The sequence below is a fragment of the Chryseolinea serpens genome (assembly GCF_900129725.1).
GTDB classification, from domain to species: Bacteria; Bacteroidota; Bacteroidia; order Cytophagales; family Cyclobacteriaceae; genus Chryseolinea; species Chryseolinea serpens.
Genome location: NZ_FQWQ01000003.1, coordinates 292,130 through 305,044, shown reverse-complemented (window position 1 = coordinate 305,044; position 12,915 = coordinate 292,130). Strand labels below are relative to the sequence as shown.

Annotated in this window: 11 protein-coding genes; 4 read left to right on the top strand and 7 right to left on the bottom strand. The window is 51.8% G+C overall.

Annotated features, from left to right (window positions below):
* Window positions 1-135: 135 nt before the first annotated feature.
* The 3 genes from BUB30_RS21095 (at window position 136) to BUB30_RS21085 (ending at window position 3,295) form a co-directional block, all read left to right on the top strand.
* Complete coding sequence (locus tag BUB30_RS21095; protein ID WP_073137926.1) at window positions 136-609, top strand: VOC family protein; 474 nt, start codon at window positions 136-138, stop codon at window positions 607-609.
* Window positions 610-630: 21 nt separating this feature from the next.
* Window positions 631-1,437: a DNA alkylation repair protein gene (locus tag BUB30_RS21090; protein WP_221408768.1), complete on the top strand. Its 807-nt coding sequence runs from the start codon at window positions 631-633 to the stop codon at window positions 1,435-1,437.
* A gap of 256 nt (window positions 1,438-1,693) precedes the next feature.
* Window positions 1,694-3,295, top strand: a complete 1,602-nt coding sequence (locus tag BUB30_RS21085; protein WP_073137924.1) for a hypothetical protein — start codon at window positions 1,694-1,696, stop codon at window positions 3,293-3,295.
* A gap of 68 nt (window positions 3,296-3,363) precedes the next feature.
* On the opposite strand, the gene BUB30_RS21080 is transcribed toward BUB30_RS21085, so the two are convergent.
* Window positions 3,364-5,328 carry a sialate O-acetylesterase gene (locus BUB30_RS21080; RefSeq protein ID WP_084138287.1) on the bottom strand — a complete coding sequence of 655 codons (1,965 nt, stop codon included), beginning with the start codon at window positions 5,326-5,328 and terminating at the stop codon, window positions 3,364-3,366.
* A gap of 99 nt (window positions 5,329-5,427) precedes the next feature.
* Between BUB30_RS21080 and BUB30_RS21075 the strand changes: the two genes are divergently transcribed.
* Entirely contained in the window at window positions 5,428-6,039 is a 612-nt protein-coding gene (locus tag BUB30_RS21075) for a PAS domain-containing protein (protein ID WP_073137923.1), read from the top strand.
* A 190-nt stretch (window positions 6,040-6,229) separates the two neighbouring features.
* On the opposite strand, the gene BUB30_RS21070 is transcribed toward BUB30_RS21075, so the two are convergent.
* From BUB30_RS21070 to gndA, 6 genes are all read right to left on the bottom strand, one after another.
* Window positions 6,230-7,198 (bottom strand): DUF4097 family beta strand repeat-containing protein, encoded by a 969-nt coding sequence (locus BUB30_RS21070; RefSeq protein ID WP_073137921.1) that lies wholly within the window; start codon window positions 7,196-7,198, stop codon window positions 6,230-6,232.
* 197 nt (window positions 7,199-7,395) lie between these two features.
* Window positions 7,396-8,022 (bottom strand): class I SAM-dependent methyltransferase, encoded by a 627-nt coding sequence (locus BUB30_RS21065; RefSeq protein ID WP_073137920.1) that lies wholly within the window; start codon window positions 8,020-8,022, stop codon window positions 7,396-7,398.
* Window positions 8,023-8,038: 16 nt separating this feature from the next.
* Window positions 8,039-8,935, bottom strand: coding sequence for a class A beta-lactamase, subclass A2 (gene bla, locus BUB30_RS21060; protein ID WP_221408767.1), 897 nt, complete (start codon window positions 8,933-8,935; stop codon window positions 8,039-8,041).
* Window positions 8,936-8,972: 37 nt separating this feature from the next.
* Window positions 8,973-9,707: a 6-phosphogluconolactonase gene (pgl, locus tag BUB30_RS21055; protein ID WP_073139540.1), complete on the bottom strand. Its 735-nt coding sequence runs from the start codon at window positions 9,705-9,707 to the stop codon at window positions 8,973-8,975.
* Entirely contained in the window at window positions 9,700-11,232 is a 1,533-nt protein-coding gene (zwf, locus tag BUB30_RS21050; RefSeq protein ID WP_073137918.1) for a glucose-6-phosphate dehydrogenase, read from the bottom strand. Before zwf ends, pgl begins: the two co-directional genes overlap by 8 nt.
* 39 nt (window positions 11,233-11,271) lie before the next feature.
* On the bottom strand, window positions 11,272-12,684 hold the full coding sequence (gndA, locus tag BUB30_RS21045; RefSeq protein ID WP_073137916.1) for an NADP-dependent phosphogluconate dehydrogenase: 1,413 nt from the start codon (window positions 12,682-12,684) through the stop codon (window positions 11,272-11,274).
* Between the last annotated feature and the right edge of the window lie 231 nt (window positions 12,685-12,915).

The following is a 12,915-nucleotide window of genomic DNA, read 5'->3' as shown; positions in this document are numbered from 1 at the left end:
GGCCGACCGCATCCATCAAAAAATTCGTCATCTTAATAAAAAAAAACCATCGCTCTGCAGAGGAGGGAACGGCTTTGTATTTCCAGTACGATCAATTGAACCACCATCCAATATTTCAACCCTAAAATCAACAACATGCAAAAAATCACTCCCTTTCTTTGGTTCGACGGCAACGCAGAAGAGGCTGTTAACTTTTACACATCCACATTAAAAAACTCCCGCATCGTGAACATGAGCCGCTATGGCGAAGGAGCGCCTGCACCGAAGGGCACCGTGATCTCGGCCACCTTTATTTTGGAGGGACAAGAATTCATGGCCTTAAATGGTGGTCCGATGTTTACTTTTTCGCCGGCGATCTCGTTCTTTGTAAAGTGCGACACACAGGAAGAGATCGACACGTTGTGGGAAAAGCTTTCGGCGGGAGGAAAAAAAGAACGGTGTGGATGGCTGAAAGACAAATTCGGTGTGAGCTGGCAGATCATCCCCCCTGTCTTGGGTGAAATGTTGCAAGACAAAGATCCACAACGGGCGCAACGCGTCATGCAAGCCATGATGCAGATGGATAAGATCGACATCCAGAAATTGAAGCAGGCCTACGATCAAAAATAAATCCGTGCCTCAACCTAAACTATGGCAAAAAGAACCCCCGTAAAGAAAACCAGCAAAACCGTCATGAAGACCGTTGCTCAAAAGAAAGCGAAGCCCGGTGCTTCGCCTTCTTCCCTGCTGGCCAGAGATTTTTTAAAACAACTCATGACACTCCAGTCGGATGATGAATTGAGAAAAATACAACGCTATTTCAAATCGGGTGAAGGCCAATATGGGGAGGGCGATAAATTTATAGGCGTTCGCATGGGGCAATTGTTCGCGCTCGCCAAAACGTTTATGGACATGGAGCCCACGGAGATTGAAAAGTTGTTGGAGAATCCCATCCATGAAGCACGGGCCGGCGCCGTGAGCATTATGGATTTTCAAGCCCGTTCGAAAAAAATATCGGCAAGCCGGCGCAAGGCATTGTATGATCTTTATATCGATCGCCACGACTGTATCAACAATTGGGATTTGGTTGATCGCTCCGCTCCTTATGTCGTGGGTGGATATTTGCACGACAAGCCTCGCGAGGTGCTCTACAAACTTGCCCGTTCAAAGAATATGTGGGAACGACGCACCGCCATTGTGAGCACGTTCTTTTTTATTCGCCAGGGCGACGTCGACGACACGTTCAAGATCGCCGAGATGCTGCTTCGGGACAAAGAAGACCTCGTCCAGAAGGCCACCGGTGGATGGCTACGCGCCGCCGGCGGAAAAGCACCGGCACGGCTCTTTCAATTCCTGGACAAATACGCCTCCACCATGCCCCGCACCACCCTCCGGTATGCGACCGAGCGCCTCGATAAAAAGAGACGCGAACACTATTTAAGCCTGGCAAAGCTTTAGCCTACCCGTTCTGTTAAGTATAGAAATCCTGAAAATTCAAATTTAGGATAGGGCTGACGTGATTTCCGCATAGACCATGGGATATTAGGCCTCCATATATCCCTGTTTTACAGGTGATTACATTACGTCATAGGATCAGCCAAGGACAAATCCACCTTGTTCTTTACCCCGTTGCTTATGTAATAAAAGTATGATGATTAAAGATAAACAAGTTGTTCCAAGCCGTATCTAGCGCTTTGTTAAACCTATATACCAAATGATCAAGCACTTAAGTCTTATTGCCGTTTTCATCATTCTTCATTCGTTGGGAGGTCTCGCACAATCGAAAGTGACCGTTGGAAAACCATACGAAGTTATTGATGCCGATACCAAATTGTATTTCACCCGGGGCGGTGAAATCCTAACCGTAAAAATTGACAAAAAGAAGAATGTCATTCTTCAAAAATTGAACTCGGTCGATCTCACGTTCAAGACGATCAAAATGTATGACGATTTTCCAAAGGGCGCCATGCTCGAAAAAATTACGCAATTCAAAAACCGCTATTTCCTTTTCTTTTCGCTCTATGAAGATAAGCTGGAACAGCTTTTCTACCGCGAGATCGATTTTGCCAAGGGCGCTTTCATCGGCGGCAGCACAAAATTAATTACGAGCGACGAGAAAGTTACCGGCATGCCCGTGATGACTGGTTTCTACCATTTTGCCACGACGGACAAGTTCAATTTCTACTTCTCATACGACTCTTCTTCCATGGTGATACAATATCGCGTAGCCCCGCAGGTGAGAAACGACGCCAAAAGCTTCGACCGGATTGGACTGCACGTGTTTGACCAAAACATGAATCAGAAATGGGGCAAGCGTGTAGAGATGCCTTACACAGAAAAGAAAATGGACAACCTCGACTATACGGTCGACTCCAAAGCCAACGTCTACATTGCTACGCGTATCTTCGATGACAACACCACCGACCTGAAAAAGCGCGACGAAGAAGAACCGAACTATCACCTGGAAATACTCAAAGTGGTCTCCTCCGGAGCGGTTACCAAGACGACCGTAGACGTTGCCGACAAATTCATAAAAACGATCTGGCTATACGAAAATGCCAAAGGCAACATGGTAGGTGCCGGGTATTACAACAAAGGCAAACGGACCGCCAATGCTGATGGTGTGATTATGTTTTCGATTGGAACCGACGGTAAACTGGCCAACCTGAACGCTTATGAAATTCCCACGGATGTGCTCAATCAATATGCAACCGGAAAAGAAAAGCGTCAGCACAATCGCAGCGAGAAAGACGACAAAGCCGAATTCGAAAACCTGAAGCTGCGCGACATCATCAACGGAAAAGACGGCAGCATCCTTTTGGTGGGTGAACAACAGTACCTCATCGTTCACACCAGTGGTGTTGGAACATCGCGCTCTACCTACACGACTTACCATAGCAACGACATTTTGGTCACGAAGATCGACCCCTCCGGAAAATTGGCCTGGATGAAGAAATTACCCAAACGCCAGGTCGGCGGCCAGGGTTTCTATGGCTTATCCTACCGCTATGTACGAGGCAATGTGAACCATTACTTCTTTTGTCTCGACAACGAGAAAAATCTTAACCTTCCCCTCACGGAGGTTCCCGCAGCACACGTGGCGGGTCAGGGCGGTTTCCTTTCCACCTATATCGTGAATGACAAAACGGGCGAAGTGGTGAAAAAATCGCTGGTGGATACACGCGATATTCAGGGTATGGAAGTCTATCAGTTCGACCCGGACCGCATCATGTTCACAGCTCCATTCACGCTGGTGTTCGAAGCGTATAAGAAAAAGAAAGAAGACATCCTGGTGAAGGTTGTTTTGGATCATTGATCTGCACCTCGCTACCCAAACTCCGCATAAAGCCCCGCTCCAGATTTGTTGGAGCGGGGCTTTTGCTTTTAGGGCTCGTCGTCGGTTCGAAAAGGAGATGCGGGAAGGCCTTCGTTGTTGTACAAATTTCCTCCTTGTGGGTTGTCTTCCCATCCATAGCGCACAGCAACCGGATGGGATACTCCATCGCTCCATACCACCACCTCGCGGCCGCGGATGACGGCTTGCGCCTCTACAAAATTCTTGTCCACTCCGGCTATCGTGAAATGCTTTAGCGCCTCACCTTTTGACGAAAGTCCGCTTCCAATATTGGCAAAGGTGAGTATGAGCTTATTGCCCTCATCCCGCATCGACAAAAATGTTGGCCCGGTGTGCACTACTTTTTTGTCGTGATAGGCGAAGTGTTGCGCCGCCAGCGCCAGTCGTTTTCCAACGTCTTCCTTGTTTAACGGGTGCAGATCATTCCATTCGCCGATGTCGATGGTAACGGCCATGCCGGTGTTGGGAAGGCTCAGCGTTTTTCGTTGGGCTTCGCGAAGTTCGGGCCATCCTTTTTCAGATGTCTTCACGGGGAGATAATTTGCCAACTGCACAAACAAAAATGGAAAGTCACCTTGCCCCCATTGCTTGCGCCAATCGGTGATCACCGCGCTGAACACGGCGTGATATTTTGCCGCTTGCATCGTATTGGATTCACCCTGGTACCAGATGGCGCCTTTGATGGCAAAGTTGGTCACGGGTGCGATCATGCCATTGAACAATCCCCCGGGCGTGTATTGAAAAAATGTTACCGGGGGAAGGGTGTCCGACATCGCGCCGACTTTGTACTGCCACGTTCCTTTCAAATCCAGCACTTCTCCTCCAGCCGAAAGCGTGTAGGGCTTGTCCGCGATAAATCCCCCACGCTCGGATGTGTTGATGACACGGACAACGATCGTATTCTTCCCCGCCTTCAGGATCGAATCAGGAACCGTGTATCTTCTAGGGGGATATTGATAGCCCGTCGCGCCGATGAACATTCCGTTCACATACACCGAGTCGCTGTCCACGATTCTTCCCAGCAGAAGTTTTGCCGGCTTCCCCATGAAGGAAGCCGGCACGTCAATGTCCTTCCGAAACCAGACAACACCGTGTATACTTTTTAATCCTTGGTCGGTCCAGTAGCCGGGAATTTGCATGGTCGGCCAAGCCGCGGCATCGACGCTCGTTTCAAACCACGGCACCTGTTTCATGCCTTCATCTTTTTTCCGAAGGGCGTTGTACCATGCCTTTACCATGGCGCCTTCCGTGTGCCGGATGCTGTCGGTGTAGATGGTGTTTTGAAATTTTTGTGCGCGTTGCACGTATTCGGGAAAAGCTTTCAATGCGTCGCCGCTCAACCAAGCCTCAGCGGGAGACCCGCCTACACTGGCATTGATCAACCCGATGGGCACATGGTATTTTTCATAGAGGCTGCGGGCAAAAAAATACGCGGTTGCCGAGAAAGTCAACACGTTCGCCGGCGTGGCGGCCTGCCAGGAGCCGGTGGTGAGATCATCTTTCGGATGGGCGAAGTCGAAGGTGATGGGGACGAGGAATTGCCGGATAAACGGGTTACCCGCCTCGGCGATTTGTTTTGCATACCGCTCTTTCACCCGTTCCATGGGCAGGACCATGTTGGATTGGCCCGAACAGAGCCAGACATCACCGACCAGTATGTTTTTCAGTGTGATCTGGTTGGAAGCCAGAATGTCCATCATGAAAGGGCCGCCTGCTTTTTGGGGAGGCAGCTTTACCACCCATTTCCCATCAGTGCTGGCTTTGGTTGGATATTTTTTGCCGGAAAACACTACCGTCACGGCCTCATTCGCGGCAGCCCATCCCCACAAGGTGAGTTCGGTGTCACGTTGCAGCACCATGTTTTCGCCGATCAGCCGCGGCAGTCTGACCTGGCCGATCGCCGGGTTGTTCAACAGCAGGGCCCATGATCCGAAGAGGACCCAGCATCGCCAGGTCTTTTTCAGGGCACGAAGGGGAGAAAACAGGTCTCTCATAACTTTTCAAAACACATTAAATAATCGCCTGCGCGCTGGTTCAAAGTCTTAAAATATAGGTTAAATTTAAGTTATCCCACCCCCATAATCTATTTCCGTATGAAAGACGAACTGTTGCTTCAGACTATCTGCAAAGTATCGCCAGTCAGTATCAGGGTCGTCGATATTAAAAATCGCGAGCTCATCTGCAACTGCGAATGGGCCACGGAGCAACTGGGCTATACCGAGGAAGAATTCTTTACCCTGAGTCATAACCTGTTTGAAAAGATCGTGCACCCCGACGATCGTCCGATTCAACTGAAAGCTTATCAATCGGTGTTCGAACAACCCGAAGCGCCGTTCCAGGAATTTACGATCCGTGTGCTAAAGAAAAACGGAGTCTACGAGCACGTCCAGATCCGGTTGGCCGTTCTGGCCCTGGACGAATTCAAAAAACCCAAGACCATACTCTCCATTGCCACGAATGTGGAAGAAGTGGTTGCGCTAAAGGAGCGAATCGACAGACAGGTGAACAAACTGGATCTCATCTCCTTCAAAAACAGCCACGAGCTGCGCGGCCCGGTGGCAACCATCCTCGGGCTGGTTCAACTCATCGAGCACGACGGCTTTGACGGCGCGCACGCAAAAGAGATCATCGATTGTTTAAAGCGCGCGGTGATAAAATTGGACACTGTCATTCATGAGATCAATGACAATGCGTATGATGCGTAGTGAACGGAAAGCTTGTTGGTGAAGAACACCAACAAGGGCGGTGGGCGGCTCTCCAGAAGAATCAATGAACCAACGATTAACGAATAAAAAAACCTGTTGATGAAACACCAACAGGCTGTAGGTATGATGAGTAGCAAGTAAAACTTAGCGTAGCCTATCAACGACAGCATGTACGCCTCGTCAATATTTTTTATCGATAGGTCAACGACACTCCACCGTTTGACGACAGATTGACGGCAATACCACCTCCGTTAGATTTTCCCCGAATCACTTTTTCATCGGATGTTCCGGAGAAATTTGTCAACGGTACATGCAATGACTCGCCTTTCACATCGAGGTCAAGACCGAGATGATCCGGGATGCTGATGTCGATGTTGCCGTCGCTGGTGCGCACGGTGAGGCTCTTTTGGAGTTCGATCATATCCCCTTTCACATTTCCGTCGGACGTTGAGCCGCTAAAGGAGCCGGCGATCTCGCGGAAAGAAATGTCGCCATCCGATGTGCTGGTGGAGATTTCGCCCTTGGCTTTGGTGATCGCGATGTTGCCGTCGCTGGTACCCACCGTGGCGTTGCCGGAGATGTTTTCCAGGCGGATGTTGCCATCGCTGGTCTTCATATCGATCGTGCCGTTTACCTGGCTCACGTGGATGTTGCCGTCGGAAGTTCTTCCGAACACATCGCCTTTAATGGAGCTCACACGAATGTCGCCGTCACTGGTTTTGCATTTTTGGTTTGCGGTAACGCCCGACAACGCAATGTTCCCGTCTGACGAACGGAGGTCACAAGCGGTTTGTGTGGGCACCAATACTCTGAAGTTCACCCGCATGCGGTCGTTGAACCCAAAGGTCCAGGTGCTGGGGGGATACTCCACGTCGATGGCGACACTGTTGGCCGTGGTCTCGATCGTCAGTTTCAATTCCTTGCCCAACTCCGCTTTGGAGATGTTGAGCACCTTGTTGCCCTTCTTCACCTGGAAATACACTTCAATGGAATTCCCTTGTGACGGCAACACTTCGATGTTGCCATCGGAAGAAGAGATAGAGAGTTGGGCCGGGGTGGACACCTTGTACGTTTCTTTGAACGAATATTCAGGGTCTTGCGCCGTGCAAACGGAGACGGCAAACAGACCGGCTGTGATCAGGGATAGGGGGAGTTTCATAAGCGTAAACGGATCGTTAGGGTGATGAACAGCAGACGTATGACAATCCGCATGCCACGCGGAAAAAACGGCCGCCCAACCCAATTCAAGGGCTGGGATCTTCACAGCGTGTCCACAATTGCGATCAGGGGTGTGCGCCTGCGGTCAGTTTAGCAGGGTCGGGTTCAAGGAAATGCCGGGGCTGGTTCCGGCCAGGCTCAGTTCTTTCTTAACAAAAGCGTCAGGATCCTCGGCACCTCATTCCGGTTGTTGTCATCAAAATACTCGTTCATCTCCACCGTAGCGAGGCCGGCGCGCCTGGCGCCTTGCGTGAAGTCGGAAATGTGGTGGTTGAAGCATTCCACCACTTGCAAACCCTGTTCGGTTTCAAAGCGTGCTTTGCTTCCGGAATATTGTTTGAAGGGATGCAACTCGCCGATATACACATATCCACCGGGCTTCAAAACGGCCGCTGTTTCTTTAAAGACAAGTTCAAGATCGTGAATATGCTCCAACACGAGACTGAAGGTCACCAGGTCATACGCTCCCGTTCCAAAGCTCCAGGGCTTGGTGATGTCGGCTTGCAAAAAGCGAACGTTGTCGGAAGTTATCTTTTCCTTTGCTTTTGCCAGCATGTTTTCAGAAAGGTCGACCGCAGTGATGAACTTTGCTTTTTTGATCAGCCACTCCGTATTCTTTCCGGTGCCACACCCTATCTCCAGGCACTGGTCTATCGAAATCGGCGACAATATCTCGCGCAGGGCCTTCCCTTCCAGGTCGCGTGTCCGGTTTAGGTTGGTGTCGTATTGAGCGGCCCACTGGTTGTAGGCTTGTTGTGTGTTCATGATTTTGTGATCTGGCTTATCGATTGGTGTACTGATCGTATACGGCGCGCGAAATTTGGGCGATAACCAAATCCAGTTTGGCCGCATCTTTTTCTTTCGTCCCCGAAATATAAACGACAATGGCTACGTGCGATCCATCCGGAAGTACCACGATGCCCACATCGTTGAAGGCACCCAACACGCCCTCCGCGTTGAAATCGCCCGTGCCTGTCTTATGGGCCACCACCGTTCCTTCGGGTAACAAACCCTTTATACGTTTAGGCCCTGTGGAGGTTTCCACCATCAGCTTCCAAAGAAATTCACGACTCGAGGGTGATAAGATCTTTCCCCGGTCAAATTGTTTCAACAGCGCCGTCATCGCCGCCGGCTCACACCAGTTGGTGAATTGCACCGGCCATGACGCGTGCATTTCTGTTTCCGTGGCCGCTATCGCAATCTGGGTGATCCCGAGGCCGTGAAGAAAGTCATTCACCTTCCGGGGTCCTCCCATCAGGCGAAACAATACATCACATCCACTATTATCGCTTTGCGAAACGGTGTAGCGAAGGATCTCCGAAAGGGCGAGGTCCACATTGCCCTCGGGGTATTTCGTGGCCATGGGGCTCCAGGTGTTGAGCATCATGTCTTCCTTTCGCAGATGGATCTTCTGGTCGAGTGTCAACGCCCCTCGATCAATCTCGTGCAAAACCATGATGGCCAGCGGAAATTTAAAAACGCTCTGCATCGGAAAGCGATTGTGACCACGCCAGGTCAGGGTGTCGCCGGTATCCAGGTTGAGTACCGCCACGCCCACGTTGGCCGAAAGGGAGCCGGTTATGCGCGCCATCTCGCCCCGAAGTCGCGGCGGCTGTGCCGTGGCAGGCGCCGTCAAAGTCAAAAGAAAAAGGATAGTTGTTAACGTTATGACGTTCATTTTCATCTGGAACATATTTACAAAAGACCCGCCGATGTCAGGCGTTTATTCTGGCCGCGGCGGCCTCATCCAAAAACCAAAACAGCCGGCCTTGCTCGGGATGGATGCTTTGCGCAGGATATTCATCCACATTCCGTTCTCCTTTCATGACATGATACAACGCGTTGGCCTTGCTGTCGCCAAACACCAGGAAGGCCACGCTGGTGGCGCAATTGATGGCGCGCGCCGTCAGGGTGAGTCGAAACATTTTTACTTTCTCGACATACACCTCCTTCACCAGAGCTTCTTTTTCGTGCAACACCTTGGTGTGCGGAAACAAGGAAGCGGTGTGTGCATCATCCCCGAGCCCCAGCAGCACCAGGTCGAAACGCATGGGGCGATCGCCGAAGTAGGCGCGCAAGTCGCGTTCATAGGCCAGCGCGGCCTCCTCGGGCGAAAGGTCAGTGTTCATCCGGAATACCTGGCCTGGGGTGGTCTTCATCGGATCGAAAAGGGTTTCACGCGCCATGCGATAGTTACTGTCGGCATGGTCGGCGGGAACGTAGCGTTCGTCGCCAAAAAAGAAAAACAATCTATCCCATTCCAACCGGTCACGGTATGTCGCAGATGCCAGCAAAGCGAAAAGTTTTTTTGGCGAGCTTCCTCCCGACAACACCAGTGAGAATCTGCCGTGTTCACGAATGGCGCGACGCGCTTCTTCCACGACAAACTCGGCCAGGGCCTGGATGACCAGGTCCGGGGTCTTCTGGATGCGCAACGTATGCTTATCCATGATGACCATTATTTTTCAACGGCAGGGTGAACCAATGGAATCCATCCCGCGCGATGAGGGCTTCGGCTGTTTCGGGTCCCCAGGAGTCGGCGGAATAGTTCGGGAAGCTAAGACTCTTTTTACCCGACCAGGCATTCAATATCGGCATCAGCAAATCCCACGCTGCTTCCACCTGGTCGCCGCGCATGAACAAGGTCTGGTCGCCCAACATCGTGTCGAGCAACAGTGTTTCGTAGGCTTCCGGGGTGTCGCCGGTATACGTACCGTTGTAATCAAAGATCATATCGACCGGGTTCAACGCCATCTCCAGTCCCGGGCGCTTGGCCTGCACTTGCATCCGCACACTCATTTCGGGTTGGATGCTAATGATGAGACGGTTCTGCTGCCATCCCTCCACCGCTTCCGACGGAAAGATCATGTGGGGCACGTCCTTGAACTGAATGGTGATCACCGACGATGACTGATGCATTCGTTTTCCCGTCCGCAAATAGAAGGGCACGCCATGCCAGCGCCAGTTGTCTACAAAAAATTTGATCGCCGCAAAGGTCTCGGTGTTGGATTGCGGGTTCACCCCCTGCTCTTCGCGATAGCCGGGCACTTCCTTGCCTTCGATCCATCCTTTGCTATACTGTCCGCGCACCGTGTTGCGTTGAATGTCTTCGGGTGAAAACTTCCGGACGGAGTTCAAGACATCCACTTTACGGTTTCGCACCTCGTCAGCTTGAAAGCTGACGGGGGGTTCCATGGCCACCAGGCACAGCAGTTGGAGGATATGGTTCTGGATCATGTCGCGCATGGCGCCGGCTTCGTCATAATATCCACCGCGGCTTCCCACCCCGAGTTGTTCGGTGACGGAGATCTGCACGTGGTCGATGTTGTTCCGGTTCCACAGCGGTTCGAAGATGGAGTTAGCAAAACGGAAGGCCAGAATATTTTGTACGGTTTCCTTTCCAAGGTAATGATCGATGCGATAGATCTGCCGCTCGGAAAAAATGCTGCACAATTGCCGGTTCAATTCTTTTGCCGATGCCAAGTCGTGACCGAACGGCTTCTCGATCACGATGCGCGTTCGCTCCGCGTCGGCGGCCAGTTTGTGACGGTTAAGATTTTCCGTGATCGTGCCAAAGAAACGCGGGGCCACGGCCAGGTAGTAGATCACATTGGGGGCTTCGCCAGCGTCCTGTGTAAATTTGGCTATGCGCGCTGCCTGTTCTTCGTAGGTGGCGGTGTTGTTGATGTCGGAAACCTGGAAGTATACGCTCTTCGAAAAAACATCCCACTTCGCCTGGTCGGCTTTGCCGCGGCGCGAGAATTGGTTGATATCCTTCAGGAGTTCTTCCCGGAATTGCTCGTCGGTGAATGCGGTGCGCCCCATGGCCACGATGGCGAGGTGCTTGGGCATCCAGCCGTCGAGGAAGAGATTGAACAGGGCCGGCACCAGCTTGCGCGACGTGAGGTCGCCCGTGCCGCCGAAAATAAAAAAGATGGTGGGATGCGTTTTGGATGAATCGGAAGTTGCACTCATGCGAATAGTATGGGTTGGGTCTTTAATACGGGGATTGTGTTACTTCTTGAACCATTGGGTGTGAAACACACCGTCCTTGCCGTTGCGCTCGTAGGTGTGGGCCCCAAAGTAGTCGCGTTGCGCCTGGATCAGGTTGGACGGCATGCGGGCGCTGCGGAAAGTATCGAAATAGCTGAGCGACGCTGCATAGGCCGGGGCGGCTATGCCCGCGGCGGCGGCGGAAGAAACAACGCTGCGCATACCGGCCGTGGCCTCGTTCACTTTTTTGGCGATGCCGGCGTCCAGCAGCAGATGTTCCAGGGCGGTGTTCTTTTTATAGGCCTGGTAGATGTCTTCCAGGAAAGTAGAGCGGATGATACAACCTCCACGCCAGATCAATGCGATCTTCTCCATCTGTAGCGTGTAGCCGAATTCCTTCGACGCTTGTGACAGCAAATGCATGCCTTGCGCATAGGCGATCACCGTGCTGAAATACAAGGCTTCCTCCAGCGCCGTCAGGCTCTTTTGAATGTGTGCCTCGTTGCGTTTCGGGTCTTTGTAGATGCGCGAAGCCGCTACGCGCATGGTCTTGTATTTGGAAAGGTCGCGCATCGCCACGGCGGTGTCGATGGTGGGGATAGGGAGTTGCAGGTCCATCGCTACCTGCGAGGTCCACTTGCCCGTGCCTTTGGAACGCGCTTCGTCTTTGATGTCTTCGAGCAGCAGATGGTCCACCCCAGGCTCGCGGAAAGCAAAAATATCGCGGGTGATCTCGATGAGAAAGGACTGGAGGCGGCCGGCGTTCCATTTCTTGAACGTCGCGTGAATCTCTTCACCGGATAAGCCTATTCCCTTTTGCATCACTTCATAGGTTTCGGCAATCAATTGCATCAGCGCATATTCAATGCCGTTGTGTACCATCTTCACAAAATGTCCGGCCGATCCGGGACCGATATAGGTCACACAGGGTTCGCCCTTCACCTTGGCGGCAATGGCCTCAAAAATCGGTTGCACTACTTTATAGGCTTGCGGGTCGCCGCCCGGCATCATGCTGGGTCCTTTGCGTGCACCTTCTTCGCCGCCAGAAACACCCATACCGAAAAAATGAAGTCCTTTCGCCTTGAGTTCGTCTGCCCGGCGGTTGGTATCCGAAAAATGGGAATTGCCACCGTCGATGATGAGATCGCCCTTGTCCAGCAATGGCGCGATGTCGGCAATGGCGCTGTCCACGATTTTGCCCGCCGGCACCAGCAGCATGACCGCGCGGGGACGCTGCAGGTTTTGGATGAAGTCGGTCAGGGAAGTGAATCCTTTCACATCGCCTTTGACGGCTTCTTTGCCCAGAAGCTCTACTTTGGTGGCATCTTTATCATAGCCTGCTACTTTGAAACCGTGGTCGGCCATGTTCAGCAGCAGGTTGCGGCCCATGGTGCCGAGGCCTACCATGCCTAAAATGTATGCGTCGCCTTGCATTGTTTTGATCGGGTTTTTGGTTGATGTTGGAACGCGTTTTTTTAACGCGGTACAATATCGCTGTTAAATTAAATTAAGCAAAGGGCAAGCTCGTGGAGCGGACCGGGTATTTATTGGCGTTTTGCTGAATTCTTTTTGGCTGAATCCTGTTGCCGAATGCTTTTTTCCGAACAACGGTCGTCCGCTATTGATCACATCGAAAACATAACACTTTGATTCTGGCCTTTCCGG

Coding starts and splice junctions, on each gene's coding strand:
- BUB30_RS21095 (WP_073137926.1), top strand. CDS start 136: ATGCAAAAAATCACTCCCTTTCTTTGGTTCGACGGCAACGCAGAAGAG.
- BUB30_RS21090 (WP_221408768.1), top strand. CDS start 631: ATGGCAAAAAGAACCCCCGTAAAGAAAACCAGCAAAACCGTCATGAAG.
- BUB30_RS21085 (WP_073137924.1), top strand. CDS start 1,694: ATGATCAAGCACTTAAGTCTTATTGCCGTTTTCATCATTCTTCATTCG.
- BUB30_RS21080 (WP_084138287.1), bottom strand. CDS start 5,328: ATGAGAGACCTGTTTTCTCCCCTTCGTGCCCTGAAAAAGACCTGGCGA.
- BUB30_RS21075 (WP_073137923.1), top strand. CDS start 5,428: ATGAAAGACGAACTGTTGCTTCAGACTATCTGCAAAGTATCGCCAGTC.
- BUB30_RS21070 (WP_073137921.1), bottom strand. CDS start 7,198: ATGAAACTCCCCCTATCCCTGATCACAGCCGGTCTGTTTGCCGTCTCC.
- BUB30_RS21065 (WP_073137920.1), bottom strand. CDS start 8,022: ATGAACACACAACAAGCCTACAACCAGTGGGCCGCTCAATACGACACC.
- bla (WP_221408767.1), bottom strand. CDS start 8,935: ATGAACGTCATAACGTTAACAACTATCCTTTTTCTTTTGACTTTGACG.
- pgl (WP_073139540.1), bottom strand. CDS start 9,707: ATGGATAAGCATACGTTGCGCATCCAGAAGACCCCGGACCTGGTCATC.
- zwf (WP_073137918.1), bottom strand. CDS start 11,232: ATGAGTGCAACTTCCGATTCATCCAAAACGCATCCCACCATCTTTTTT.
- gndA (WP_073137916.1), bottom strand. CDS start 12,684: ATGCAAGGCGACGCATACATTTTAGGCATGGTAGGCCTCGGCACCATG.